Origin of the sequence: Nitratireductor aestuarii, assembly GCF_014641695.1 — a bacterium.
Lineage (GTDB): Bacteria > Pseudomonadota > Alphaproteobacteria > Rhizobiales > Rhizobiaceae > Chelativorans > Chelativorans aestuarii.
The window spans coordinates 16,852-41,690 of record NZ_BMIF01000002.1; the positions used below are offsets into that span (position 1 = coordinate 16,852).

Genomic DNA, 24,839 nt, shown 5'->3' on the forward strand with positions numbered 1-24,839 from the left:
GCCGTCCGGCGCAGTTTGAAGGGAGAAGCGGTTCACGCTTCTCCCTTTGCCCATGCAAACAACAGTCTCCTCGACAGGCGGCATCGCCTCACGTTCATTGCGGGAGTGACAGAATGAACCCGATCCCCTTTCCGTTTACGTATGACACGATCAAGGTCGGCCAGGTGTCGCGCACCTACGGCCGCACGATCACCGACACCGACATCACGTTCTACATGATGCTGACTGGGGGTTGGCATCCGTTCCATTGCGACCGCGATTTCATGCAGAAGGCCGGCCTTGGTGCAGTCCGCGCGCAGGGCTCGTTCGGCATCGCCGTTTCACTGGGCAGCCACCTCGAAGCCTCCGTCCTCGAAGGAGCGGACGAATTCGTGCGCGCCATGGGTGTGGAGAAGTGGGAGTACCTGAAGCCGCTGGTTTCCGGTGACACATTCCATCTGGAAGTTGAAGTCTATGCCATTGAGCTGCAGGAAAACGGTCGTGACTACGTCGTGTCCCGCCTGGTGCGTATGATCAACCAGGATGGTGTGCTACTGCAGCAGGGCATCGCCAAATCAATGTGGAAACGTGGAGCCTAAACGCATGAAGGGTCTCGATCTCGGTCTCGAAGGACGCAACGCAATCGTCTGCGCATCCAGCAAGGGTCTCGGCCGTGCCTGCGCCATTGCGCTCGCTGAAGCCGGGGCAAATGTGGTGATCAACGGGCGCGATCATGAGGCGCTTGAAGCCACTGCGCGGGACATCCGTGACCGTGCCGGCGTGACGGTCACGCCGGTCGTCGCCGATGTATCGACCCCGGAGGGTCAGCAGGCGTTGCTCGCCGCCTGTCCTGCCCCTGACATCCTTGTCAACAACAACGGTGGCCCAGCCTACCGCGATTTCCGCGAGCTTGACCGCGCCGATATCGCTCACGGGCTCGAGCAGAACATGATCACGCCGATCGAGCTCATCAAGGCCGTAATCGACGGCATGGTGGAGCGCAAGTTCGGGCGCATCGTGAACATCACGTCGGCGACGGTCTATTCGCCGGTAGCCGGCCTCGATCTGTCTTCCGGCGCACGTGCCGGACTTACCGCCTTCCTCGCCGGTGTGGCGCGCAGCGTGGCGCAGCACAACGTGACCATCAACCAGATGCTGCCGGGCATCTTTGCCACCAATCGCATGACGGAAAGCATGTCTGTTGCCGCGCGTAACCAGCAGAAGGAAGTCAGCGAGGTCGAGAAGCAGCGACTAACGGGTATTCCGGCTGGCCGCTTCGGCGATCCGGACGAGTTCGGCCGCCTCTGCGCCTTCCTGTGCTCCAACCATGCCGGCTACATCGTTGGCCAGAACATCGTGGTAGACGGCGGCGCCTATCAAAGCTGCTTTTAAAAGCAGAGAAATATCTACAATAGAGCGGCCTTGTGCCGCTCTATTTGTTTCGGTCACCTCAAGGGTGCTTAGGCGTCCTGCATTGGAACCAGTCCGTCATGCGCGTGTACCATCCGTCGCCGTGCATGCGAGCAATGAGGTCGAGTTTCGGCGCGTCGATGTAGCACTTGTCTGCATCCAGAACCGCCTCTTGGGCGATGTGAACGCCAATAACTTTCCCCAGCACAAGCGACTGGCCGTCGCCCAGATCGATCTCGCGGAACAGCTCGCATTCGAGCGCAGCCGGGCTTTGGCGAATGCGCGGCGTACGGAGCTTTGCTGACGGCACGGTGTCGATCTCCGCAAATGGGACCTCGCTCACGCCGCTCGCGAAGTTCACCGCAGTTCTCGTCATGGCCTGCGCGTTGGCGAAGCCAACCAGATTGACCACGAACTCGCCGTTGCGCCGAATGTTGACGCCCGTGTCCTTCAGGTCACCCTTGAACCGTTCACCGCTGCCAATGGCGATCGAGACCAGCGGCGGCTCTTCTGCGGCCACGTTGAAGAAGGAGAAAGGCCCGACGTTGACGGAGCCATCTTCGTTAAGCGTCGTCACCCAGGCGATCGGCCGGGGCAAGACGGTAGACGTCATCAGCTTGTGGCAGTTGTGCCGCGACAGGGCCGCGAAATCGAAAAATACGGGGGCGGTTTCACCGCTCATCGTTCTTGTACCCCACCAGATATGGCGCAGTGAAAGCGATCCACCGCGCCTGAATCAATCACAAACAAAAAAGATCGGGCACAAGGCCCGATCTCTCATAAGGTCTGCGGGGCTGGTAACGGCCACCGTATCCAACCCCACCGCAAAACCCCTTCAGGCTTAGCGCTTGGAGTACCACTCGAGCCAGCGGCGGTTCACCTCTTCGAGGTTCTCCGTCCACCAGACCGGATCGATCTGAGCCTGAACAGCCAGGTTTTCCGGAGCGGTCGGCAGCTTGGCCTTCGTCTCGTCGGACATCAGGTCGTAAGCCTTCTTGTTCGGCATACCGTAGGGGTACATCTTGACGAACTCGGCTTCGTTCTCCGGCTGCGCCATCCATGCGATGAGCTTCATCGCGTTTTCGGCGTTCGGCGCGTGCTTCGGAACGATCCAGAAGCTCTGCTGCCACATGCCGTCGTTCATCGTGTAGTCGTAGGACAGGCCCTTTTCCTTGGCGATCGTGGAACGGCCATGGCTGCCGAGCATGATGTCGACTTCGTTGTTCTGCATCAGAACGTCGTACTGGCCGGTGTTCTCGACCCAGATGTCGATGTGCGGCTTGATTTCGTCGAGCTTCTTGAATGCGCGGTCGACGTCCAGCGGGTAGAGCTTGTCGCGCTCGACACCGTCAGCCAGCAGAGCGATCTCGAGCAGCGGACGCGGGTTTGCGTAGAGTGCGCGGCGGCCCGGGAACTTCTCGACGTTCCAGAAATCAACCCAGGTGTGCGGCGCTGCATCGCCAGCGTACTTTTCGGTGTTCCATGCCAGTACCCAGCCGAAGGACACGGACGGGAAGCCGTACTCGTGCAGCGTTTCGGTCAGCAGATCTTCGGCCGGAGCGATCTTGTGAACCAGGTCGTAATCAACCTTCTGGATCAGGTCGTCCTTGGCAGCCAGGAGCATCATCTGGCCTTCGGCGTCGAGCAGGTCCCACTCAACGTTGCCGCTCTGCTCCATCAGCTTCAGCTTTGCAGCGTCCGGCGTGCCGGTCGTGATGACCTCGATGCCAGTTGCCTCCGTGAAGGGCTGGAAGAAGGCCTTGGTCTGCGCTTCCACGTAGGTGCCGCCCCAGGTCGAAACGACCAGCGAACCCGAGCCCTTGAGGACCTCAGCTGCATCCTCTGCCATTGCAGGCGCGAGGCTGAAGCCGGCGATACCCAGAACAGTCGCTGCCATCAGGCTTCTGCGGCTGAATACTTTTGTCATTGATGTGCTCCCATACACGGTGGTTACACTTGGCCCATCATTACGTGACCAAGATTTGGATCCCAGCCGAACTCCAGAGTGGTCCCCTCGGCCGGGGCATCGTTTGTCGTGTTGATGTGCTGAACGGCGTTGATCTTGCCCAAGGGCGTATCCAGCTCGATGTGCAGGATGCTGCCACGGTAGCGGGTCTCGAGCACGGTGCCGGTCAGCGACGGGAAGTCAGACTTCCGCTCGTCACCAAACACGATCATTTCCGGGCGTACGCAAAGGACCGCAGGTCCTTCACGCGTTTCCGTCACCGGCAGCCTTATGCCGGCATCAGTGGTGAAGACGCCGCCCTGCGTCTTACCGGAAAGAAGGTTCGCTTCACCGAAGAAGCCTGCCACGAACGGATTGGCCGGACGAAGGTAGAGGTTCTTAGGGGTGTCCACCTGCTGGAGGCGGCCAAGGTTCATGACGGCCACGCGGTCGGAGAGGTTCAGTGCCTCTTCCTGGTCGTGGGTCACATAGATCACCGTCTGGCCGAGCGAACGCTGCAGGCTGCGGATCTCGTACTGCATGTCCTGGCGCAGGTTGCGGTCAAGCGCGGCAAGCGGCTCGTCCATCAGCAGGGCGCGCGGCTCGAACACGATGGCGCGGGCAAGCGCGATACGCTGCTGCTGGCCACCGGAAAGCTGCGAGATGCGGCGGTCGGCAAACTTTTCCATGTGAACGCGCTCAAGCGCCCAGTTCACACGTTTGGCAATCTCGTCCTTCGGCACGCCGCGCACTTCGAGCGGGAAGCCGACGTTGCGACGCACGTCGAGGTGCGGGAACAGCGCGTAGTTCTGGAAGACGACGCCGATGTTGCGCTTGTAGGGCGGGATCTGGGAAATATCCTGATCGCCCAGCAGCAGGCGGCCGGAGGTCGGCGCCACGAAGCCCGCGATCAGCATCAGAACGGTGGTCTTGCCGGAGCCGGAGGGCCCGAGAATGCTCAGGAATTCGCCCGGGGCGACGTTCAGATCCAGGCTGTCGACGGCGTAGAAGTCTCCGTACCGCTTCGACAGTTGCTCGAACCGTACGCCAACGCCGCGCGTGTTGATGGGCGCCGTGCCAGCAATCGATGTGGTTGCAGTCGTCATCAATTACTCTCTTACTTGGAGGAAACTGCTTTCGTCGCGGAACGACGCTGCCAGATAGAAATGATCAGCATGGCCACGACAGCGAGGAGGAGCTGAGCAGTGGTTACTGCCGTGATGGTCTTTTCCAGACCGCCCATCTGGATGCCTTCCCACATGCGGCGTGGCAGGGTCTCCAGCCGCGGGCCGGACAGGAACTGGGCGACGACGACTTCATCGAAGGAGAAGATGAAGGCGAAGACGAAGCCTGCGAAAATAGACGGGGCGAGGAGCGGAAGCTGGACCCGGAAGATGGTGCGGTAAGGACCGGCGCCAAGCGAGGCCGCTGCCCATTCAAGACGCTTGTCGATGCTGTAGAGACGGGCGGAAACCGGCAGCATCACGAAGGGCAGAACCAGGACCGCGTGAGCAAGGCAAAGCGGGAAGAAGCTGCCAACCAGGCGCATCCGCGCATAGAGCATGTAGAAGCCGACGCCGATAACCATCAGCGGCACGATGATCGGCGCGATGAAGATCAGGCGAAGAACCTTTGCGACCTTCGGCGAGGCGCGGCTGATGCCGATGGCGCCGAGCACGCCGGCAATCGTGGCCATCACCGAAGCGACGGCTGCGACCTGAAGCGACAGGACGAGCGCATTGCGCCAGCGCGGATCGCCAACCAGCTGCTCGTACCAGCGGAGCGAGAAAGCCTCCGGGATGATGACGAAGGAATCGTCGGCGCTGATCGAGATCGGAACCAGCACCAGTGCCGGAAGAATGATGAACAGGATCAGGACGATGGCGTATGCGAACAGGACGCGCCTGCCCTGGAGGCCGAGAAGATACTCGTTCATTAGCGGCCCTCTCCGAAGATCTTCTCGACGCCCGCGATCTTTTCATAAACCACGAGGATCAGCATGCTCACGAGAAGGAGGATGATCGATGTTGCGGCGGCCAGCGGGAGATCGACGAGGACCTGCACCTGATTCTGGATCGCCATGACGATGGTGTTTGCGCTGCCGCCACCAAGGATCGCAGGCGTCACGAAGAAGCCGATCGCCATGGTGAAGACGAGGATGCTTCCGGACACCAGACCCGACATGGAGAGCGGGAAGTAGATGCGGCGGAAGGCCGTCCAGGGTGTTGCGCCAAGGCTGAGTGCCGAGCGGACCAGCGAGCCATCGATGGCGCGCATGGTTGGGTAGAGCGTCATAACCATGTAGGGCAGCAGGATATGGATCATGCCGATGTAGACGCCCGTCTGGTTATAGACCAGCGACAGCGGGCCATCGGTGATTCCCATCCACTGCAGCATGTTGTTCACGACACCGTTGCGCTGCAGGATGATGATCCAGCTATAGGTACGGGCGAGAACGCTGAGCCAGAGCGAGATCACGAGGCCAAGCACGACAAGACGCGACAGCGTGTTCTCGATGTTCGCCAGCATGTAGGCCAGCGGATAGGCAATGACCGCGCAGGCGATGGTGACGAGAAACGCAAGCTGCAACGTGAAGAGCGCCAGATTGATGTAGAAGGGCGCTGACAGCTGCTTGTAGGCGTTGAGGCTGAAACCTGCGGGGCCGCCAAAGCTGAGCCAGAGCAGATATCCGAGAGGCACCAGGAACAGGAGCGTCATCATTACTACGGGAAGGATCAGCAGGACGGCCGTCACGCGGCGGCGCTGCGATTCCCAATCGGCAGAGCTAAAGCCTGCCAGCAAGGTATTCCTGTTCGGAATGGTGGTGCTCATTCAACAACTCAGCCTACTGAGATTTTGCATTACCAAACGATTAGACAAGCTTCGCCTATCGCCTGTCCATGCAAGACATAAGCCGCGTTATTCCTGATGGTTATGGGTGCGGATGGGAGAGACGAGATGACGATGCCGCGCGCGGCTGTCGAGCGCAGTAATTAACGCATTAATCTAATCCCGAACACTGACAGCGATAGTCAACGGATTAGGCTTGAGGCCTCAGCTGACGCGTTGCGAGCAAGGACTTGATGGGTCCGGGCACCCCATCAAATAGAACTCAGGACGGCGCACTCGGTAGTTGTTGCGTGCGATGAATTACTTAGGCACCCAGACCTCAATTCTCCAGCGCGCGGCCTTCCAAATAAATTTGGGCTATTTCCAATGGAGATGACCAGCCTCCACGTAGTGCCAGATTCCTGCCACTATCGCACCGGCCGCCGTGCATAGAGCGACGCCTATGTCCGCACTGTCACCGCTGGATCAGAACCCCGAGCAGCGCCACCCTTGCGCGCAGGAGACCGCGTCGGATCACATTAACGGCAGACACGGGGCTAAACCGCGGACCGGCGGGATTCTGTAGCGCAGGTTGGTCATGGACTTCCTCAGCTTTTCGACGGCGCGGAATGTAAGCAAATCACCGCGGAAGCGAATGCGCGCGACGCTGCCACCTTCCCGCCCACCCTCAATGATCGACGGAACAGCCCTTTCGGCTGCAGGGAACGGAAATACCGAAACCGGATGTAGCCCATGGTGCCAGAAGCGCCCAAACTCATCATCGATCGGACGCTCGATGTATTGAAGGTTTCTAAAGAAGGTACTCGCGCCGCGCTTGCTGATCAGATAGGCCTGGGTACCGTAGGGGTCTGTCTTGAAGCGAATGACCTGGCGGAAACCGCTCAGGTGCCCAATGACGTGAGCGGGCTTGTAGGCCTTTGCGAACAATCGAACGTAGTGGAGCCCCTGAGCCTCGGCAAAGTCTATAACCTCACCGAGGTCAAACCGATCATCGAGCCATACATCATCTTCCATGATCAGGATCCATGGATGCGAACGATGATGGAGGAAATTGCTGAGTAGCGAAATATGGCTCTTGAAGCAGCCAATTTCCCCGTTGCTAAGCAAGCGGCCGAAACGCGCTATCTGGCGCTCTGGTGTATTGCTAATCCGGGGGACATCGACGTCCGCCGTGAGACCATCGAAGAATGACCATTCAACATTCTGAAGGTCACGCAGGTTTTCGCGAACCTGCTCGCGCCGCGGACTCCCCCGCAGGCTGATCACAGCGATTTCGTACCGGTTCATGGCCCTCCCCCAGATGTCCCGGAAATCCACGATATTTCGGTATTACGATGAAGATGCAGCACTACAACGTCGGCAAACTACCCTAGAGCGGCATGCCCTGTAATGCATCAGAAGGCGGTAAGTGCGGCGCAGTTGGGTTAAGCCAGAGATACAATCCGGTCGCAAGACCTGGAGTTTATCTGCCGCATTTCGAGTGCGGTGCATTCAACCGCTCTGCCACCTCTCCGGAGTTGGGCGAAGCACGCCCGAACTCAGTCGCGCCTAGATAGCGACATCATTCGCATTGCACAAGAGCCAATCTGACGCTTTTCACCGCTCTTATATTGACGGGGCGAAAGCCATGGGTTAAGGACCTCCACCATTCAGCGTGGAGAAGTCTGCGCTGTCTGTTCGCGGCCTTGCGCCGTGAGGAATACCGAACCCTACGACTGATAAAAAGACGGCTGGCGGTGGTGAAATCGTCAAGCCGGACCGAACACTGAAAGGTATCAAAGATGTTCGCAGTCATCAAAACCGGTGGCAAGCAGTACCGCGTTGCCCCGAACGATGTATTGAAGATCGAGAAGATCGCTGGCGAAGCTGGCGAAATCGTACAGCTGGGCAACGTTCTCGCCGTTGGCGAAGGCGCAGACGTCAAGATCGGCCTGCCGGTCGTTGAAGGCGCTACGGTTGCCGTTGAAGTTGTCGAGCAGGGCCGCGGACCGAAGGTCATCGCGTTCAAGAAGCGTCGCCGCCAGAATTCGCGCCGTAAGCGCGGTCATCGTCAGGAGCTGACGACCATCCGCGTAACGGAAATCCTTGTTGAAGGCGCCAAGCCTGCCAAGAAGGCAGCTAAGAAGGCCGCCGCCAAGGAAGAAGCCGCAGCGGAGTAACCGGAACCTTACGGTTCCATCGTTCAATGAACGCCAGGCGTTCATAACTGGAAATGAAGCGTTCAAGTGAACGCATAGGAGTAAGACCATGGCACACAAAAAAGCCGGCGGTTCTTCGCGTAACGGTCGCGATTCAGAGTCGAAGCGCCTTGGCGTAAAGAAGTTTGGCGGTGAGCGCGTTCTCGCCGGCAACATCATCATTCGTCAGCGCGGCACCAAGTGGCATCCAGGCGCAAACGTGGGCATGGGCAAAGACCATACCCTGTTCGCGCTCGTGGAAGGTTCTGTTGCATTTGCGACGAAAGCCAACGGCCGAACCTATGTGGCGGTAAACCCGCTGCAGGAAGCTGCGGAGTAGCCGGTTCCGCACCAAGACACCGGCGACCCATCCAGGGAAGCCAGTGTCCGGAAAGAATCCGGAAAAGGTTCAGGGGAGATGGGTCGCCATCTCCCCTTTCCTTTTGCGGAGGATGCACCGATGGTGCTTGAGAGCGAAGAGTGTGAAGACGTTACATCGGACATAGAATGTCCGGTTCTGGTAACCGAGAGGCTGGTGCTGCGCCCGCCGCATCCGGATGACATTCCGGAACTGACGGAGCTGGCCAACAACCGCCGCGTGGCGGAGATGCTGGCGCGTATGCCGCACCCCTACACGCAAGCCGATGCGGAGCAGTTCGTGGAGGGAACGCGCTCACGCAGGTTCGGTGGTTGCCATTACGCGATCGCGCTTGCCGGAACCGGAGCATTCATCGGCTGCGCAGGCCTTGATCAGCGGCAACATGGGCTCGAGCTCGGCTACTGGATCGGCGAACGCTACTGGGGCAATGGCTATGCCACGGAAGTCGCTCATGCACTGGTTGACCTCGCCTTCCGCGCGACACAGATCGAGCATCTGAATGTGTCCTGCCGGGTGATCAACGATGCTTCGCGTCGGGTCATTCACAAGTGCGGCTTCCAGTATTCGGGTCAGGGAATGATGGAATCGCTGGTTGCCGGACGGGTCCCCGTCGAGCGCTATCGCCTTGATCGCAAGACCTGGGTGAGCCTTCGCAGCTGGGGATCGCGGCACTAAATAAAGAGCGGTATGGTCGGGGTGTTTTGAAACACCCGACTGTGCCGCTGAACATGGATCGGGCCCAATGCACCCCTCGCGCTTGCCGCAAGGATGCGCTACATGAGGCTCCACGAAAAAGAGCTGCCTGGAAGATGAAATTTCTCGATCAAGCAAAAGTCTATATTCGCGCGGGCGACGGTGGGGCCGGTTCGGTCTCCTTCCGACGTGAGAAATTTTTGGAATTCGGCGGCCCAGACGGTGGAGACGGCGGGCGCGGCGGCGACGTGTGGGTGGAGGCCGTTGACGGCCTCAACACGCTCATCGACTATCGCTACCAGCAACATTTCAAGGCCAAGATCGGCGGCCACGGCATGGGCCGCAATCGCACCGGCGCTGATGGCGACGATGTGATCCTGCGCGTTCCGGCCGGAACCCAGATCTTCGAGGAGGACAACGAGACGCTCATCTACGACCTCGACAAGGTGGGGCAGCGCTTCCGCCTCGCCAAGGGCGGCAATGGCGGTTTCGGTAACCAGCACTTCAAGTCTTCGACCAACCGCGCGCCAAGGCGCGCCAATCCCGGTCTTGAGGGCGAGGAACGCACCATCTGGCTGCGCCTGAAGCTGATTGCTGACGCCGGGCTTGTCGGGCTTCCGAATGCCGGAAAGTCGACCTTCCTTGCTGCGGTGACCTCTGCCAAGCCAAAGATTGCGGACTATCCGTTCACGACGCTGCACCCGAACCTCGGCGTGGCGCGGATCGATGCGCGCGAATTCGTGATCGCCGACATTCCGGGTCTCATCGAAGGCGCCCACATGGGGATTGGCATTGGCGACCGGTTCCTTGGTCATGTAGAACGCACCCGCGTTCTTCTGCACCTTGTGTCTGCCCGTGAGGAAGACGTGGCCGAAGCCTATCAGGTCATTCGCGGCGAGCTCGAAGCCTATGAGCACGGACTTGCCGACAAGATCGAGATCCTGGCGCTCAGCCAGATCGATCTCCTGAGTGATGAAGAACGCGCCGAGAAGGTCGCCGCGCTGGAAGAGGTGTCGGGCAAGAAGCCGATGCTGCTTTCCTCCGCAACGCGCAGCGGCGTGGATGAAGTGCTGCGCGCCTTGATGAAAATCATCGAGGAAGCGCGTGAAGAAGAGAAAGACCCCAATGCTGTCGACGAGCGTTGGCAAGACAGGCCGCTGACATGACGGAAATCTCCCTTTCCTCCTATCGGCGCATCACCGTAAAAATTGGCTCTGCCCTGCTGGTCGATCGATCGTCGGGGCTGAAGACCGAGTGGCTGGCCGCGCTGGTGGATGACATCGCGCGGCTTTCTGCTGCTGGCGTCGAGATCCTGGTGGTCTCGTCCGGCGCTGTGGCGCTCGGCCGTACTATCCTCGGACTTGGACGTCGCGCGCTTAAGCTTGAAGAGAGCCAGGCGGCTGCGGCTGTTGGGCAGATCGCGCTGGCCGGCGCCTGGTCGAGCGAGTTCAACAAGCATGGCCTCACCTCCGGCCAGGTGCTGCTGACACTGGGCGACACGGAAGAGCGCCGCCGCTATCTCAACGCGCGCGCCACCATGTCGACGCTCCTGAAGCTCAAGGCCATTCCGATCATCAACGAGAATGATACGGTTGCAACGAGCGAAATCCGCTATGGCGACAACGACCGTCTTGCAGCGCGTGTCGCCACGATGATGCACGGCGATCTGCTGATCCTGCTGTCCGACGTCGATGGTCTTTATACGGCTCCTCCGGAAAAGGATCCTGAAGCAAAGTTCTTCCCCGTCGTGGATGCCATTACGCCGGAGATCATGGCGCTTGGCGGCGGCGCGGCTTCTGAGCTATCGCGCGGCGGAATGCGCACCAAACTGGACGCAGGTCGAATAGCCAATGCGGCAGGCGCGGCCATGATCATAACTTCGGGCAAGGCGATGAACCCGCTTTCGGCGATCGAGAAGGGTGCGCGCTGCACCTATTTCCGCCCGAGCCCCGCCCCGGTTTCCGCCTACAAGACGTGGATTGCAGGCCATCTGGAGCCCGCAGGCCGTCTGCAGATCGATGACGGAGCGCTGCGCGCGCTGCTGCACGGCAAGAGCCTGCTTGCTGCCGGCGTGAAGGCGGTGCACGGCTCATTCGCTCGTGGTGACACGGTTGCCATCGACGGGCCTGATGGAACGGAAATTGCTCGCGGCCTCGCCGCCTATGATGCCGCCGATGCGATCCGCATCGCCGGTTTGAAGACACAGGATATCCCGGGCGTCCTTGGCTACCAGGAACGGTCGGCCATGGTGCATCGCGATGATCTGGTGCTCTCGCTCCAGATGATCCAGGGAATTGAGACGATCGATACGGAGGAAAGTCATGCTGCAAGTGCATGAGCGTTCAGAGAGTGACGTAGCGGCTATCATGTCTGATCTCGGGCGCAACGCCCGTGCGGCCGCACGACCACTCGCGACGGCCTCCACCGAGCAGAAGAACAAGGCGCTCCTGGGGATGGCCGCAGCGCTTGAAAGTCGGACCGCTGAAATCCTCGCCGAGAATGCCAAAGACATGGCGCATGGCGAGGCCGCAGGGCTGACCAGCGCCGTGCTCGACCGCCTGAAGCTCGACGAGAAGCGTGTTGCAGCAATAGCCCAGGGCATTCGCGAGATTGCTGCGCTGGCCGATCCAGTTGGTTCGCTCATTGCCGAGTGGGACCGCCCAAATGGCCTGCATATCGAGCGCGTTCGGACCCCGCTTGGCGTGATCGGCGTGATCTATGAAAGCCGCCCCAACGTGACGGCGGACGCTGGCGCGCTGTGCCTCAAGGCCGGCAATGCCGTGATCCTGCGCGGTGGGTCAGACTCGACCTATTCGTCCGCAGCCATTCACGCCTGCCTTGTGGAGGGTTTGAAGGAAGCCGGACTGCCAGAACACTCCATCCAGCGCGTGCCGACGACGGATCGTGCTGCCGTTGGCGAGATGCTCAAGGGTCTCGATGGCAACATCGATGTGATCGTGCCGCGCGGCGGCAAGAGCCTTGTTGCGCGCGTGCAGACGGAAGCTCGCGTGCCGGTTTTCGCGCACCTCGAAGGTATCTGTCACCTCTACATCAACAAGTCGGCCAAGCTCGACATGGCGGTGAACGTTGCGCTCAACGCCAAGATGCGTCGCACCGGCATCTGCGGCTCAGCCGAGACGCTGCTCGTGGATCGCGCAGTGGCGGACACGCATCTTGTGCCGATCCTGACCAAGCTTGCCGAGGCGGGTTGCGAAATTCGCGGAAGTGAAGAGGTGATGGCGCGCTTTGGGCAAGCTGTTCCAGCGACCGACGAGGACTGGGCGACAGAATATCTGGACGCCATAATATCGGTGAAGCTGGTCGACGGTGTCGGCGAGGCGATCGATCACATCGAGACATGGTCTTCGCACCACACCGAGGCGATTGTCGCCGAGGATGCAGCTGCCGTCGAGCGTTTCTTCAACGAGATCGACTCGGCCATCCTGCTGCACAACGCCTCGACGCAGTTTGCAGACGGCGGTGAGTTCGGCATGGGTGCCGAGATCGGCATCGCGACGGGCAAGATGCATGCGCGCGGCCCGGTGGGCGTCGAGCAGCTGACCTCGTTCAAGTACCGCGTTCGCGGCAACGGACAGCTGCGCCCCTGATCATGAGTGCTGAAGCGGATCTTCCCGAACATTATCTGGACATGCCGGCGGTGAAAGCCGGCATGACCGTTGGCCTGTTCGGAGGTTCGTTCAATCCGCCCCATGAGGGCCATCTGCTGATCGCGCAGCATGCCATCGAGGCACTGAAGCTCGATCAGCTCTGGTGGATGGTCTCGCCCGGCAATCCGCTCAAGGACCACAGCGAGCTACCAACTTTGGCGGAGCGAATCTGGCTGTCGGAAGCGTTGATTGATGATCCGCGGATCAAGGTGACCGGATTTGAAGCCGCTCACAAGATCCGCTACTCGGCGGAGACGATTGAGCTTGTTCTGGGAAAGTTGCCGGATGTTCGCTTCGTCTGGGTGATGGGGGCGGACAGCCTTGCCAGTTTCGACAAGTGGGCGCGCTGGCAATGGATCGTGGAAACCATACCGATTGCGGTCTACAACCGTCCCGGATCGTCACTCGCGGATCATTCTTCCGTGATGGCGCAGACTTTCGCCGCGGCCAAGATCGATGAAGCTTGGGCTTCCGAGCTTGCGCAGATGCAGCCGCCGGCCTGGACCTTCATCCACGGGCCACTTTCGCCACTCTCTTCGACCGAGCTGCGCCACGGCAAGAGAGGTAACACTTAGCTTACCGGTACGGCCTGACGCTTGAAACTTTTCGGCAGGTCTGCCTATTTATACGGTACGGTGCAGCATGAGCTCACCGGAACGTTGTTCTTCTGGAAAGGGAAAACTCTGAGAACAGCAATTGGAAAGAAGGCGGAAGTACTGCCTTCGCTCGCTGAGGCAGGTCGTGAAGACGTGGCTCGCGCTCTGGAAACTGTCCTGACGAGTCTTGATGACTCCAAGGCAGAAGATATCACCAACATCGATATCCGTGGCAAATCCCCTCTGGCCGATTACATGATCGTGGCCACCGGGCGATCCCATCGTCATGTCGCGGCAATCGCCGATCACCTGATCCGCAACCTCAAGGAAGCAGGGTTGGGCGCTCCGCGGGTCGAAGGACAATCGGGTGCCGACTGGGTGCTGGTCGATACGGGTGACATCATCATCCACGTGTTCCGCCCCGAGGTTCGCGAGTTCTACAACATCGAAAAGATGTGGCAGGCTCCGGACGCCGAGGAAGGCACGGTGCACTAATAGCGTCTCACCTCGGTGAGACGTGCCGATATGTGAGTTGATCGACGGCACGGTCGTCGTAGAAAATCGTTTGTGTCGTTGAGATCAGCAGCCCTGCTGCGCGGCAGCTCCTGTCGCGCATGGTAGTTCGGCTGCGTTTGCATGGTTCTCGATCGTTTCAGCGCTTCGTGGAGGCGCGGAAGCGATACAGGTTCTTGTTCCCGCGCAATTTCGGATGGAAAGTCGCCCCCCTTTCCTGGCGTTTTGGATCTTCCAGTGTTTCACAGAAACGCTGAAATTGTCTAAGCCGTTGTTTTAACGCAATTCCCGACCGAAAACGGGTTCCCAGTTTTCCTGGAATTGCTCCAGCTTCCCGAAGTTTCAGGAGAAAACCCATTCGTATCCAGGTTCACGCAGTTGGCCGTATGAAGTCGGGTCCCGAGAAGACGCTCGCCGATCACTATTTCGATCGGCTCGCAAAGGCCGGGCCCGCGATCGGACTGGAGTTCGAGGGCGTCACGGAAGTGCCCGAAGGGCGGGCGAAGAACGCAGACGAACGAAAGCGCGAGGAGGCTGCGCGTCTGGCTCCCCTCGCCTCGGAAAGCATCCTTATCCTTTTGGATGAGCGGGGGAAGAACTTCACCTCGCGTCAGCTTTCCGAGCGGATCGGGCAATGGCGCGATGCAGGGGAACGCCGCGTGGTGGTTGCGATCGGCGGTCCGGACGGACACCCGGAAGAACTGCGTTCGAAGGCTGATCTCTGCCTTTCCTTCGGCGCGCTGACCTGGCCGCACCAGCTGGTGCGCATCATGTTGGCCGAGCAGCTATATCGCGTGGCCACCATTCTGTCCGGCCACCCATACCATCGTGACTAGGCTCGCTCTGCAACCGCGAAACGATTCGACAGAACCAGATCGCCTGTGGTGTGTTAGAGCAGCGGGCTCGGCGGGCGCGTCAACGTGGTTGATACTTCGTTAATGATGACACGCTATAAGCGGGAGATTGGATAAAGCGACGCTGAGATGAGACTGCCAGGCTTCCATTCCCCACGAAGGATCGCTGCCATATTCGCAGCCATGATTTCCTTCGCCTTTGTGGCGGATGCTCCAGCGCAGAACCTCAACACGCTTGAAGCGCGTCAGCAGGACAGCGTCGACGAATACCGCCGCCTGTCGCGCGAGATCGCCCTGTCCACGCAAAGGCAGGAGCAGCTTGAAGCCGAGATCGCAGCCATCAAGGATGACAGCACCGCACTCACGTCGGCACTGATCCAGGCTGCCAAGACCGAGCGCAAGCTAAGCGACTACATCACCCAGATCCAGGAACGGCTTGTCGGGCTCAACGAGCAGGAGACGGCGCTGCGCATGTCCCTTTCGCAGCGACGCGGCGTGCTGGCCGAGGTATTGGGCGCCCTTCAGCGCATGGGCCTTAACCCTCCTCCCGCCATTCTGGTGCGCCCTGAAGACGCCCTCGCCTCGGTCCGTAGCGCCATTCTGCTCGGCTCTGTCGTGCCGGAACTGCGCAAGGAGACGGATTCGCTGTTGGCGGACCTGCAAGACCTCAGCAAGGTCACGGAGTCGATCCGCACCGAGCAGGAACGGCTGCTTGCCAAGCAGACCGAACAGGCGGAAGAGAAGGAACGGCTCAGCCTGCTGCTGAAGGAAAAGCAGCGGCTGCAAGCTGAAGCCGAAACAAATATCGATACGGAACGCAAGCAGGCGGAGGAGCTCGCCTCACAGGCGAAGAGCCTGCAGGACCTGATCGCCAGCCTCGAAGACCAGATCGAGAAGCTGCGTCGCGCCAAGGAGACGGCAGCCGAGCAAGCGCCGAACACGGACCTCTCCGACAAGCTTGCTTTTTCCAAGCGCAAGGGGCTTCTGCCCCTGCCCATTTCAGGTACATTCGGATCACGATTTGGTGATGATGATGGGCTCGGAAGCCCCCTCAAGGGCGACATTCTAAGGACACAATCGGGCGCGATTGTTACAGCTCCGGTAGATGCGACTGTTCTGTACGCGGGGCCCTTCCGATCCTATGGACAGCTATTGATACTGAACCCCGGCGACGGGTATCATATCGTAATGACAGGGATGAGCCGATTGAATGTTTCCTTGGGACAGTCCGTTCTGGCGGGAGAACCGGTAGGTGTCATGGGCGAGGCGAGGCTGGCCAGTATTGCGATCTCATCCTTTGACGGCACAACGCCGGAATTATATGTAGAATTCAGGAAAGACGGTAAACCGGTCGACCCCAAGCCCTGGTGGACGCGGGACATTGCTGGAAGGACGGAACATGATTCGTAAACTGACGCTGCTATTCGCCGGCGCACTGATGGGAGCGTCCGCCGTTAGCCTGGTCCATGGCACCAGCGGTATCGTGGCGAACGCGGCCGGCACCGAAACCTATAGGCAGCTCGCCATCTTCGGCGACATCTTCGAGCGTGTGCGCGCACAGTATGTGACGCCGCCAGACGAGAAGAAGCTTGTCGAGAGTGCCATCAACGGCATGCTCACCTCGCTCGACCCGCATTCCTCCTACCTGAACGCTGATGCCGCCAAGGACATGCGCGTTCAGACCAAGGGTGAATTCGGCGGTCTCGGCATCGAAGTCACCATGGAAAACGAACTCGTCAAGGTCGTTGCACCGATCGATGACACGCCTGCCGCTCGCGCCGGCGTTCTCTCGGGCGACCTGATCGAGAAGATCGACGGCGAGGAAGTTCGTGGCCTGAGCTTGAACGAAGCCGTCGACAAGATGCGCGGCGCCGTCAACACGCCGATCGAGCTTTCCATCCTGCGTCAGGGACAGACCGAGCCAATCAAGATTTCGGTTGTCCGCGACATCATCAAGGTGAAGGCGGTCAAGTTCCGCGTCGAAAACGATGTCGGTTACCTGAAGGTCACCTCGTTCACGGAGAAGACCACGGACGACCTGAACGCAGCCATCGCGGCAATCCAGAAGGAAGTGCCGGAAGACCAGCTGAAGGGCTATGTTCTGGATCTGCGCCTGAACCCGGGCGGCCTGCTCGATCAGGCGGTGAACGTCTCCGATGCGTTCCTGGATCGTGGCGAAATCGTTTCGACCCGCGGCCGTGAAGCACGCGATATCGCCCGCTTCACGTCGCAACCGGGTGACATCTCCAACGGCAAGCCAGTGATCGTGCTGATCAACGGCGGTTCGGCGAGCGCGTCCGAAATCGTGGCCGGTGCGCTGCAGGATCATCGCCGCGCGACCGTGGTCGGCACCCAGTCGTTCGGCAAGGGTTCGGTCCAGACGATCATCCCGCTCGGCGAGAATGGCGCGCTGCGCCTGACCACGGCGCTCTACTACACGCCGTCCGGTGAATCGATCCAGGGCAAGGGCATCACGCCTGACATCAAGGTCGAGCAGCCGCTTCCGGACGATCTCAAGAACCAGGCCGTAAGGCGTGGTGAGTCCGACCTGAAGGGTCACATCAAGGGTGAAGAGGAGAGCGAGGAAGGATCGGGTTCGATCGCCTACGTTCCTCAGGATCCAGCCGAGGACATGCAGCTGAAGTATGCGCTTGAGCTGCTGCGCGGCGAGAAGACCGACCCGGCGTTCCCACCAAACCCGGACAAGGCGGTCATGAACCGCTGACCGAATACATGGGCCCCGTCACTGACGGGGCCCCAGACCGCTGACAAACCCGCCGATTTTTTTTGGCGGGTTTTTCGTTGGAACGGGAAGGCGTCGCTGCGGGCGTTTACGCAGAGAAGATGAAGAGGGGCCCGCGGCCTCACGCCCCGGCCATGTGTGGTTTCCGGGTAAGCGCCAGGGCGATCTTCTTCATGTTCTGGCTGGCGGCTGCCAGCAGGCATTGCCACGTTACCTTCATGAGGCCGCGGAACCGCGCATAACGGTGCCCGTGCAGCTGTTTGGCATCCGCAAACGAGCGTTCCACCGTCTCCTTGCGCCGCCTGTAGATCGCCTTGCCCCACGGCGTCTTGCGGTAACTGTCCGTCCGCTCGCGCGCCTCCGCCCAGACATGCCGCGTGATGGTGCGCACCGCCTTCGCATTGCTGGTGCAGGAGGTCCGCAGCGGGCAGTCGCGGCAATGGGCGGGATCGGACCGGTAGTGCCGGTAGCCGTTGCGGTCGGTGGTGGCATAGCCAAGCAGCTGGCCCGCCGGGCAGCGGTAGCCATCGGCGTCCTTCTCGTAGATGAACCTAGACTTGCGCATCATGCCCTCGCGCGGCGGGGTCGGATTGCGATAACCGGTGACGCCAAGGATCTGGCGTTCCTCCAGCCCCCGGGCGATGCCTGCCGTGGCGTAGCCGGCATCAAGCCCCACCGCCCGCACATCGAAGCCGAAGCGCGCCCGCTGGCGGTCGAGCCGCTCCAGATAGACGATCGAGTCATGCACGCTGGCCGGCGTCACATGGGTATCGGTGATGATCGCATGGCGCCCGTCGACCGTCCGGTGATCGAGGTAGAAGAAGCCCTTCGGCTTGCCCTCGCGCACCATGTAGCCGGCGTCCGGATCGGTTCGGCTGACCTTGGTCTCCTTCACCACCGCCTCGCGCTCCTTTTCCTTCAGCGGCTTCTGGCCGTGCATGGCGCGTTCGGCCTCGATCGCCCGGTCGAGCTCTGCCCAGTAATCGGCGCGCGACTTGGCGATCATCGCCAGGTCGTACTTGCCCTTGTTGGCATTGGCCTTCAGGTGCGTCGAGTCGGTGTAGAGTACGGTGCCGTCCACCAGGCCATGGGCGATCGCCTGTTCGACGATCGCGTCGAAGATGTCCTGCGCCACCGTGGTGCCGTTGAAGCGCCGCCTGCGGTTCTGGCTCAGCGTCGAGGCGTCGAACACCGGATCGGTGAGCTTCAGCCGCAGGAACCAGCGATAGGCGACATTCACCTCGATCTCGCGCACCAGCTGGCGCTCCGAGCGGATGCCAAACAGATAGCCGATGAACAGCGCCTTGAACATCAGCGTCGGATCGAGCGGCGGGCGGCCGTTGTCGGCGCAGTAGAGCCCCGCCACGCGGTCATGGATGAAGGAGAAGTCGATCACCGCGTCGATCTCGCGAAGCAGGTGATCTGCTGGAACAAGGCTCTCGAGCGTCACCATCTCGATCGCCGTCTGAACTGGAGCAGGTTTCTTCAACATGCCCCAGTGAATCAAAAACCTCCGGCTAACGCCAGAGGTTTGTCAGCAGTCTGGGGCCCCGTCACTGACGGGGCCTTTTTGTATTCGACCCAAAAAAGTTCAGAGCTTGGATCATCAAGGCGTTTCCATAACAAGCCGATCTGATCTAAGTGGGGGCGCATGGATCCATTCAGAACAGAGCTTGACGAACCGATTGGAAAGGTCACGCCGAAGCGTGCCTTGATCGGCAGAAAGACGAAGATTGCACTGCTGGCAGTCGTCTGCTGCGCGGTTGCCGGCGCCGGGATTACGGCCGCCTTCCTGTGGCAGAACCGTTTCTTCGAAGAGAAGCTCAGCGAAGCTGTGGCTAAGGTGACGCCGCCTCCTGAACAGCCCAAGCCTGTCGACGCCACTCCGCCGAAACGGGCGCCGGCAGCTCCAGCCATCATCCGCGTCAATCCTGAACAGCATCAGGGCACGGATCCCGTGCTCATCATCCGGGACCCTGCGACGCTTGCCCACAATCCGCTGACCGCCCACCTGCCCGACCCCTCGCTGCTGGAGGATTCCGCCTACGGCAAGCTTCCCATACGGGACGCCGAAACGGGTCGCCGGCCTTTCGACGCCTATGCGCGCCCCTGGTCAGGCGCGCGCGGCGCCCGCATCGCCATCGTTATCGGGGGGCTTGGCATTTCGCAGACAGGCTCGCAGCGGGCGATCGAGCAGCTGCCGTCCGAAATCACGCTCGCCTTCGCCCCACTCGGCAACAGCCTTGACCGCTGGGTGCAGACGGCGCGACGCGAGGGGCACGAGGTGATGCTGCAGGTGCCGATGGAACCGTTCGACTATCCGCGGGCGAACCCCGGGGGCAATGTGCTTTTGGTGGGCGACAAGTCCGCCGGCCAGCTCGACAACCTGCACAAGAACCTTGCGCGCATCACCAGCTTCACAGGCGTGATCAATCACATGGGCGCGCGCTACGTTTCAGACGCCGACGCGATGGACACGCTGATGACCGAGCTTTCCGCGCGCGGCCTCGGCTTCCTCGACGACGGCACCAGTGCCCGCAGCGTTGCAAAAGAGGTCGCGCTTGTTCAGCGTGTGCCCTTCGCCGCCGCAGACGCCTCGATCGACCTTGTGCCGGATCGCGCCGCCATTCTCGCCAAGCTCGATGAGCTGGAACGGATCGCCCGCGTTCAGGGGATAGCCGTTGGTATCGGCTCGTCGCTCGATGTGACCGTCGACACAGTCACAGAGTGGTCGCGGGAAGCTCGCAAACGCGGTATTGAACTCATCCCGTTCTCGGCGGCGGCTTTCGATCCAGAACAATAGGACCAGCAATGAACACGACGATTGCAGCAGACGCACTTCCCTATCGGCCCTGCGTGGGCATCATGGTGCTCAATTCCGCAGGACGCGTCTGGATGGGCCGCCGTATCATGATACCCAACGGTGAGATGGATGGAGCAACACAGCTCTGGCAGATGCCGCAGGGCGGCATCGATGAAGGCGAAGACCCGGCAACGGCGGCGCTTCGCGAGCTCTACGAAGAGACCGGAATGCGAACTGTAAGTTTACTTGCCGAGGCTCCGCACTGGATCAACTATGATCTGCCGGCGCATCTGGTCGGGGTTGCGCTCAAGGGAAAGTATCGCGGACAGACGCAAAAATGGTTCGCCTATCGCTTTGAAGGTGATGAGAGCGAGATCGCCATCAATCCACCCCCGGGCGGTCATACGGCAGAGTTCGACGCTTGGGACTGGAAGAATATGGATGAACTTTCGGACCTGATCGTTCCATTCAAGCGCGAAGTCTACGAACAGGTCGTCGCCGTATTTCGCCATCTCGCAGATTGAGTGGAACTGTTCCTATGGTTTCGGACATTAACATGTCCTAGGTGCTTCCTTATAGGATCAGGCACCATCTTAGCGTTTCTTTAACCATAAACCATCTATTCCGGTGGTTGCATCAAACCGGTAGGGGGTCACATGTCCATCTCACGCAGAGGTCTCATCTTTGGTCTGCCGCTCTTTGCGGCTGGATGTATTCCCCGTGAGCGCGTCGCCGACTTCAACAATTACGGAGCTCGGCCGGGCGAAGATCATCCCCTCGGCGCCATCCCGCTCGACAGAATTCCTGAGGAATTGCGCCGCCGCGAGGTGCCTTTTGACGGCAAGTATGAAGCCGGCACGATTGTGGTGAACACGCCGCAGCGCCGGCTCTACTACGTGCTCGGCAACGGCAGGGCGATCCGCTACGGCATCGGCGTCGGCAAGGAAGGCCTGGCGCTCCGCGGCAACGCAACTGTCGGCCGCAAGGCAGAGTGGCCGAGCTGGACGCCAACGCCAAACATGATGCGCCGTGACCCGCGCAACCTGCAGTTCGCAAGCGGCGTGCCCGGTGGCCCGAACAACCCGCTCGGCGCCCGGGCGCTCTATCTCTACCGCAACGGTAAGGACACCATGTTCCGCATCCACGGAACGAACCAGCCGCATACCATTGGGCAGGCTGTCTCCAGCGGCTGCGTGCGGATGATGAACCACGACGTGATCGACCTCTATGCTCGCGCCAAGGTCGGCACCAAGGTCGTCGTGATCCAGGCGTAGGTCTATTGTGTCGGCGATAGTTTCATCGGCGAAAAATTTTGCTGCAGTGCAGAAATAGCGGGTGATTTATCGTCCGCTCATATATTAGACTGGTGTCTCCAGCCCCTCTAATCGGCACCAGTCATGACATCCATTGATGCATCCGCGGAGGTTGATCGCTATTCAGCGTTCCGCCACAAGTCCTTCGTCCTTTATTGGGCGGCGCGCCTCCTCTCCATCACTGGTACCCAGATCGTCTCCGTTTCGGTTGGCTGGCAGATCTATGACCTGACGCGAAACCCCTTCGATCTTGGGCTGGTGGGCATCATTCAGTTTGCGCCGGCACTGATGCTGGTGCTTGTTACGGGTGCTGTAGCCGACCGTGTGGGTCGCCGCCTCGTGATGGGCCTCTCCATTCTGCTCGAAGGTCTTTGCGTTGCCGTGCTGCTGGCGCTGACGCTGCGGGGGCTCTCGTCGCCGCTGCCCGTTTTCGCTCTGTTGTTCGTCTTCGGCCTTGCCCGAGCGTTTCTTGGACCAGCCGGCTCCTCGCTGATTGCAAACCTGGTACCGACCAAGGATTTCCCTAACGCGGTTGCCTGGAACTCCACGGCCCACCAGGCATCCACGATCTGCGGTCCGGTTGCCGGTGGTCTGCTTTACGGCATCTCGCCCATGGTCGCCTATTCGACTGCGGCCGTCTTTTTCGCAGTCGCTGCCATCGCGTGTTTCGCAATCCCCAAGCCAAACCAGAGGACGTCGACCGAGAAACGCTCAATTGAAATGCTGCTCGGCGGCTTCCGCTATATCTGGCGCGAGAAGATTGTGCTGGGTGCGATCTCGCTCGATCTCTTCGCCGTCCTTCTCGGCGGCGCGGTTGCGCTGCTGCCGGTCTTTGCGCGTGATGTCCTCGACCTTGGCCCATGGGCGCTTGGCATGCTGCGCTCTGCACCCGGCATCGGCGCGCTCACCGTCTCCGTGTGGCTTGCCGGCAATCCGCTGCGCAACAATGCCGGGCTGGTCATGCTGCTCTGCGTCGGGCTCTTCGGCGTCTTCACCATCATCCTCGGCGCATCGACGATCGCATGGTTGTCGATCCTCGCGCTGATCGGCCTGGGTGCGGCCGACATGATCAGCGTGTTCGTCCGCCAGACGCTGATCCAGCTCTGGACGCCTGACGAACTGCGCGGCCGCGTCTCGGCCGTCAATCAGGTCTTCATCGGCGCTTCCAACGAGCTTGGCGAATTCCGCGCCGGGACGATGGCCGCGCTGATCGGAGTCGGCCCTGCCGTCATCCTCGGAGGCGTGGGCGCAATGGGTGTCGCCGCGGTCTGGGCGTGGCTGTTCCCGGAACTAAGGAAAGTGAAGAACTTGCGGGGACGGGAATAGACGGACTCGGGGCCGGCGCTTCAAAGAAAAATGGTGGAGCTGAGGACCACCAAACTTTTGTTCACCAAGCATCCAGGTCGTTCCACATAGTATTAATTTTCAATAACTTAACTAAATGCATCCTTCCGATTTGTCCCAAGACATCCCAGACAGTGCGTTGACAGCCACTAATTTTTAGGGGCATATTAGTGGCGCGCCGCGGGCTTAAGTTCGGGGTAAAGCGGGGTCCGGGCTGCCTGGCCTCAAAGAGGAGGTCCGGCTATGGCAAAGCGCGTAACAGCCTTAGAAATCAAGAACACTCCCCCCGGGAAGACCATCAACGTAGGCGACGGCCTCTATTACCGAGCTACCACAAAGGAAAGTGGTCGTTGGGGCTTCCGGTTCACGTCCTCGGACCCTGACTATATCGTGCGGCAAGAATCACGGGGGTCCAAGACCCGACAGAGAGAAATGGGCTTGGGTAGCTATCCCGCCGTGAGTCTGTCCTTAGCCCGCGAAAAGGCTCAACATGCGCAGAGCTTGGTTGCCCGCGGGCTAGATCCCATAGTGGAAAGTGAGCGTGAGGCAGAAGTTAACCGGGCCGCAGCGTTAGCTAAAGCACGGGCCGCGACTTTCGGGAGCTACGCCGACGAGATATTCCTGCCGTGGAAAACAAAGGGATTTCACAACGCTAAGCATATCTATCAATGGCAGCGCACATTCACACATCACACTGCAGCACTACGTGACCTGCAGCTAGCGGATATAAAACGGGAAGATATTCTTGCCGTGTTGGCCCCTATTTGGGACGAAAAACACGTCACAGCCAGCCGCATACGTGGACGCCTCGAAGCACTCTTTGACCACGCAAAGCAAAACAACGCTTACCATCACGACAATCCAGCTCGGTGGGAGTTGTTCAACGCTACGCTTACAGCGCCGCGAAAGCTGACAGAGGGCCATCTGCCCGCAATGCCCTACAAAGATGTCCCGGACTTTATTGCCGCGCTGCGCCAAAGGTCGGGCAGCGGTGCGCTTGCCTTAGAGTTCGCGATTCTGACCGCCACCCGGTCCGGTGAGGTCCGGCTCGCCCAGTGGAGCGAATTCAATTTTGAAGAAAGAATATGGGTAATCCCGGCCGGGCGGATGAAAACGCGGCGGGATACAAAACGCAAAGACCATATCGTTCCTTTAACCGACCGGATGCTTGCCATCTTGGAAATTGCGCGCGCATTGCACATTAAGTCACCAAGCAAGGGCGACTATGTGTTTCCCAGCGCAAAGTGCGGTGCTCCGATTAGTGATATGACCCTCCGAGTTGTCATGCGTCGTATGGGAATAGACCAGTATGTCCCGCATGGCTTCCGCAGCGCTTTTCGGGATTGGGTGAGCGACGAAACTGAGTTTGATCCTCGGCTGGCCGAAGAAACTTTGGCCCACCAGCTGAGCGAGGTCGAAGGGTCCTACCGACGCGGGCAAGCGGTTAAGCGGCGGCGTGTCCTGCTGGATGCGTGGGGAGCCTACTGTTCTGGCAGAAGTCTCACACTGGAAGAGAACGTCATTCCGATACAAGCCAAAACAAAGGGGCAGGTGTGAGGGGCACGCTTGGTG

The 24,839-nt window shown here is 60.2% G+C and carries 25 protein-coding genes; 18 read left to right on the plus strand and 7 right to left on the minus strand.

Annotated features, from left to right (window positions below):
- Nucleotides 1-113: 113 nt before the first annotated feature.
- A complete protein-coding gene (locus tag IEX27_RS03755; protein WP_188719609.1) occupies nucleotides 114-578 on the plus strand; it encodes a MaoC/PaaZ C-terminal domain-containing protein in 465 nt (154 codons plus the stop codon).
- 4 nt (nucleotides 579-582) lie between these two features.
- Nucleotides 583-1,371 (plus strand): SDR family oxidoreductase, encoded by a 789-nt coding sequence (locus IEX27_RS03760; RefSeq protein WP_188719610.1) that lies wholly within the window; start codon nucleotides 583-585, stop codon nucleotides 1,369-1,371.
- Nucleotides 1,372-1,429: 58 nt separating this feature from the next.
- Here IEX27_RS03760 and IEX27_RS03765 read toward each other — a convergent pair whose 3' ends face one another.
- The 6 genes from IEX27_RS03765 to IEX27_RS03790 all read right to left on the minus strand — a co-directional run bounded on the left by IEX27_RS03765 (nucleotide 1,430) and on the right by IEX27_RS03790 (nucleotide 7,501).
- The gene (locus IEX27_RS03765; RefSeq protein ID WP_188719611.1) at nucleotides 1,430-2,071 is read right to left on the minus strand and encodes a flavin reductase family protein; all 642 of its coding nucleotides are present in this window, start codon (nucleotides 2,069-2,071) and stop codon (nucleotides 1,430-1,432) included.
- Between the two features lie 159 nt (nucleotides 2,072-2,230).
- On the minus strand, nucleotides 2,231-3,316 hold the full coding sequence (locus IEX27_RS03770) for an ABC transporter substrate-binding protein (protein ID WP_188719612.1): 1,086 nt from the start codon (nucleotides 3,314-3,316) through the stop codon (nucleotides 2,231-2,233).
- Nucleotides 3,317-3,339: 23 nt separating this feature from the next.
- A complete protein-coding gene (locus tag IEX27_RS03775; protein ID WP_188719613.1) occupies nucleotides 3,340-4,440 on the minus strand; it encodes an ABC transporter ATP-binding protein in 1,101 nt (366 codons plus the stop codon).
- An 11-nt stretch (nucleotides 4,441-4,451) separates the two neighbouring features.
- Complete coding sequence (locus IEX27_RS03780) at nucleotides 4,452-5,270, minus strand: ABC transporter permease (RefSeq protein WP_188719614.1); 819 nt, start codon at nucleotides 5,268-5,270, stop codon at nucleotides 4,452-4,454.
- Complete coding sequence (locus IEX27_RS03785; protein WP_188719615.1) at nucleotides 5,270-6,166, minus strand: ABC transporter permease; 897 nt, start codon at nucleotides 6,164-6,166, stop codon at nucleotides 5,270-5,272. The genes IEX27_RS03780 and IEX27_RS03785 overlap by 1 nt, the downstream gene beginning before the upstream one ends.
- A gap of 531 nt (nucleotides 6,167-6,697) precedes the next feature.
- On the minus strand, nucleotides 6,698-7,501 hold the full coding sequence (locus IEX27_RS03790; protein WP_188719616.1) for a glycosyltransferase family 25 protein: 804 nt from the start codon (nucleotides 7,499-7,501) through the stop codon (nucleotides 6,698-6,700).
- 464 nt (nucleotides 7,502-7,965) lie between these two features.
- Between IEX27_RS03790 and rplU the strand changes: the two genes are divergently transcribed.
- The 11 genes from rplU to IEX27_RS03845 all read left to right on the plus strand — a co-directional run bounded on the left by rplU (nucleotide 7,966) and on the right by IEX27_RS03845 (nucleotide 17,789).
- Nucleotides 7,966-8,343 carry a 50S ribosomal protein L21 gene (gene rplU, locus IEX27_RS03795; protein WP_188719617.1) on the plus strand — a complete coding sequence of 126 codons (378 nt, stop codon included), beginning with the start codon at nucleotides 7,966-7,968 and terminating at the stop codon, nucleotides 8,341-8,343.
- An 88-nt stretch (nucleotides 8,344-8,431) separates the two neighbouring features.
- Nucleotides 8,432-8,701, plus strand: a complete 270-nt coding sequence (gene rpmA, locus IEX27_RS03800; RefSeq protein WP_188719618.1) for a 50S ribosomal protein L27 — start codon at nucleotides 8,432-8,434, stop codon at nucleotides 8,699-8,701.
- Between the two features lie 120 nt (nucleotides 8,702-8,821).
- Entirely contained in the window at nucleotides 8,822-9,415 is a 594-nt protein-coding gene (locus IEX27_RS03805; RefSeq protein ID WP_188719619.1) for a GNAT family N-acetyltransferase, read from the plus strand.
- Between the two features lie 134 nt (nucleotides 9,416-9,549).
- Nucleotides 9,550-10,599 (plus strand): GTPase ObgE, encoded by a 1,050-nt coding sequence (gene obgE / locus IEX27_RS03810; RefSeq protein WP_188719620.1) that lies wholly within the window; start codon nucleotides 9,550-9,552, stop codon nucleotides 10,597-10,599.
- Nucleotides 10,596-11,771 carry a glutamate 5-kinase gene (gene proB, locus IEX27_RS03815; RefSeq protein ID WP_188719621.1) on the plus strand — a complete coding sequence of 392 codons (1,176 nt, stop codon included), beginning with the start codon at nucleotides 10,596-10,598 and terminating at the stop codon, nucleotides 11,769-11,771. Before obgE ends, proB begins: the two co-directional genes overlap by 4 nt.
- Complete coding sequence (locus IEX27_RS03820; RefSeq protein WP_188719622.1) at nucleotides 11,755-13,041, plus strand: glutamate-5-semialdehyde dehydrogenase; 1,287 nt, start codon at nucleotides 11,755-11,757, stop codon at nucleotides 13,039-13,041. Before proB ends, IEX27_RS03820 begins: the two co-directional genes overlap by 17 nt.
- Nucleotides 13,042-13,043: 2 nt before the next feature.
- Entirely contained in the window at nucleotides 13,044-13,676 is a 633-nt protein-coding gene (locus IEX27_RS03825; RefSeq protein WP_244630211.1) for a nicotinate-nucleotide adenylyltransferase, read from the plus strand.
- Between the two features lie 84 nt (nucleotides 13,677-13,760).
- Nucleotides 13,761-14,192 (plus strand): ribosome silencing factor, encoded by a 432-nt coding sequence (gene rsfS, locus IEX27_RS03830; protein ID WP_244630235.1) that lies wholly within the window; start codon nucleotides 13,761-13,763, stop codon nucleotides 14,190-14,192.
- Nucleotides 14,193-14,566: 374 nt separating this feature from the next.
- Nucleotides 14,567-15,046: a 23S rRNA (pseudouridine(1915)-N(3))-methyltransferase RlmH gene (gene rlmH, locus IEX27_RS03835; RefSeq protein ID WP_188720037.1), complete on the plus strand. Its 480-nt coding sequence runs from the start codon at nucleotides 14,567-14,569 to the stop codon at nucleotides 15,044-15,046.
- A 147-nt stretch (nucleotides 15,047-15,193) separates the two neighbouring features.
- A complete protein-coding gene (locus IEX27_RS03840) occupies nucleotides 15,194-16,474 on the plus strand; it encodes a murein hydrolase activator EnvC family protein (RefSeq protein WP_188719623.1) in 1,281 nt (426 codons plus the stop codon).
- Nucleotides 16,464-17,789 carry a S41 family peptidase gene (locus IEX27_RS03845; protein ID WP_188719624.1) on the plus strand — a complete coding sequence of 442 codons (1,326 nt, stop codon included), beginning with the start codon at nucleotides 16,464-16,466 and terminating at the stop codon, nucleotides 17,787-17,789. Before IEX27_RS03840 ends, IEX27_RS03845 begins: the two co-directional genes overlap by 11 nt.
- Before the next feature lie 139 nt (nucleotides 17,790-17,928).
- Here the strand turns inward: IEX27_RS03845 and IEX27_RS03850 are convergent, their stop codons facing one another.
- A complete protein-coding gene (locus IEX27_RS03850) occupies nucleotides 17,929-19,299 on the minus strand; it encodes an IS1182 family transposase (protein WP_188719625.1) in 1,371 nt (456 codons plus the stop codon).
- Nucleotides 19,300-19,458: 159 nt separating this feature from the next.
- Between IEX27_RS03850 and IEX27_RS03855 the strand changes: the two genes are divergently transcribed.
- The 5 genes from IEX27_RS03855 (at nucleotide 19,459) to IEX27_RS03875 (ending at nucleotide 24,824) form a co-directional block, all read left to right on the plus strand.
- The gene (locus tag IEX27_RS03855; RefSeq protein ID WP_188719626.1) at nucleotides 19,459-20,610 is read left to right on the plus strand and encodes a divergent polysaccharide deacetylase family protein; all 1,152 of its coding nucleotides are present in this window, start codon (nucleotides 19,459-19,461) and stop codon (nucleotides 20,608-20,610) included.
- An 8-nt stretch (nucleotides 20,611-20,618) separates the two neighbouring features.
- The gene (locus IEX27_RS03860) at nucleotides 20,619-21,134 is read left to right on the plus strand and encodes an RNA pyrophosphohydrolase (RefSeq protein WP_188719627.1); all 516 of its coding nucleotides are present in this window, start codon (nucleotides 20,619-20,621) and stop codon (nucleotides 21,132-21,134) included.
- A 132-nt stretch (nucleotides 21,135-21,266) separates the two neighbouring features.
- Nucleotides 21,267-21,884, plus strand: coding sequence for a L,D-transpeptidase (locus IEX27_RS03865; RefSeq protein ID WP_188719628.1), 618 nt, complete (start codon nucleotides 21,267-21,269; stop codon nucleotides 21,882-21,884).
- Between the two features lie 123 nt (nucleotides 21,885-22,007).
- Entirely contained in the window at nucleotides 22,008-23,249 is a 1,242-nt protein-coding gene (locus tag IEX27_RS03870; protein WP_188719629.1) for an MFS transporter, read from the plus strand.
- A gap of 261 nt (nucleotides 23,250-23,510) precedes the next feature.
- The gene (locus IEX27_RS03875) at nucleotides 23,511-24,824 is read left to right on the plus strand and encodes a tyrosine-type recombinase/integrase (protein ID WP_188719630.1); all 1,314 of its coding nucleotides are present in this window, start codon (nucleotides 23,511-23,513) and stop codon (nucleotides 24,822-24,824) included.
- Nucleotides 24,825-24,839: the final 15 nt, after the last annotated feature.

What these genes read in the sequence shown, in the direction of transcription:
- IEX27_RS03780 (WP_188719614.1), bottom strand. Translation starts at nt 5,270, where the DNA reads ATGAACGAGTATCTTCTCGGCCTCCAGGGCAGGCGCGTCCTGTTCGCA.
- IEX27_RS03875 (WP_188719630.1), top strand. Translation starts at nt 23,511, where the DNA reads ATGGCAAAGCGCGTAACAGCCTTAGAAATCAAGAACACTCCCCCCGGG.
- IEX27_RS03805 (WP_188719619.1), top strand. Translation starts at nt 8,822, where the DNA reads ATGGTGCTTGAGAGCGAAGAGTGTGAAGACGTTACATCGGACATAGAA.
- IEX27_RS03850 (WP_188719625.1), bottom strand. Translation starts at nt 19,299, where the DNA reads ATGTTGAAGAAACCTGCTCCAGTTCAGACGGCGATCGAGATGGTGACG.
- IEX27_RS03860 (WP_188719627.1), top strand. Translation starts at nt 20,619, where the DNA reads ATGAACACGACGATTGCAGCAGACGCACTTCCCTATCGGCCCTGCGTG.
- IEX27_RS03765 (WP_188719611.1), bottom strand. Translation starts at nt 2,071, where the DNA reads ATGAGCGGTGAAACCGCCCCCGTATTTTTCGATTTCGCGGCCCTGTCG.
- IEX27_RS03825 (WP_244630211.1), top strand. Translation starts at nt 13,044, where the DNA reads ATGAGTGCTGAAGCGGATCTTCCCGAACATTATCTGGACATGCCGGCG.
- IEX27_RS03845 (WP_188719624.1), top strand. Translation starts at nt 16,464, where the DNA reads ATGATTCGTAAACTGACGCTGCTATTCGCCGGCGCACTGATGGGAGCG.
- IEX27_RS03870 (WP_188719629.1), top strand. Translation starts at nt 22,008, where the DNA reads ATGACATCCATTGATGCATCCGCGGAGGTTGATCGCTATTCAGCGTTC.
- obgE (WP_188719620.1), top strand. Translation starts at nt 9,550, where the DNA reads ATGAAATTTCTCGATCAAGCAAAAGTCTATATTCGCGCGGGCGACGGT.
- rpmA (WP_188719618.1), top strand. Translation starts at nt 8,432, where the DNA reads ATGGCACACAAAAAAGCCGGCGGTTCTTCGCGTAACGGTCGCGATTCA.
- IEX27_RS03775 (WP_188719613.1), bottom strand. Translation starts at nt 4,440, where the DNA reads ATGACGACTGCAACCACATCGATTGCTGGCACGGCGCCCATCAACACG.
- IEX27_RS03770 (WP_188719612.1), bottom strand. Translation starts at nt 3,316, where the DNA reads ATGACAAAAGTATTCAGCCGCAGAAGCCTGATGGCAGCGACTGTTCTG.
- rplU (WP_188719617.1), top strand. Translation starts at nt 7,966, where the DNA reads ATGTTCGCAGTCATCAAAACCGGTGGCAAGCAGTACCGCGTTGCCCCG.
- IEX27_RS03840 (WP_188719623.1), top strand. Translation starts at nt 15,194, where the DNA reads ATGAGACTGCCAGGCTTCCATTCCCCACGAAGGATCGCTGCCATATTC.
- IEX27_RS03760 (WP_188719610.1), top strand. Translation starts at nt 583, where the DNA reads ATGAAGGGTCTCGATCTCGGTCTCGAAGGACGCAACGCAATCGTCTGC.
- proB (WP_188719621.1), top strand. Translation starts at nt 10,596, where the DNA reads ATGACGGAAATCTCCCTTTCCTCCTATCGGCGCATCACCGTAAAAATT.
- IEX27_RS03820 (WP_188719622.1), top strand. Translation starts at nt 11,755, where the DNA reads ATGCTGCAAGTGCATGAGCGTTCAGAGAGTGACGTAGCGGCTATCATG.
- IEX27_RS03755 (WP_188719609.1), top strand. Translation starts at nt 114, where the DNA reads ATGAACCCGATCCCCTTTCCGTTTACGTATGACACGATCAAGGTCGGC.
- IEX27_RS03785 (WP_188719615.1), bottom strand. Translation starts at nt 6,166, where the DNA reads ATGAGCACCACCATTCCGAACAGGAATACCTTGCTGGCAGGCTTTAGC.
- IEX27_RS03865 (WP_188719628.1), top strand. Translation starts at nt 21,267, where the DNA reads ATGTCCATCTCACGCAGAGGTCTCATCTTTGGTCTGCCGCTCTTTGCG.
- IEX27_RS03855 (WP_188719626.1), top strand. Translation starts at nt 19,459, where the DNA reads ATGGATCCATTCAGAACAGAGCTTGACGAACCGATTGGAAAGGTCACG.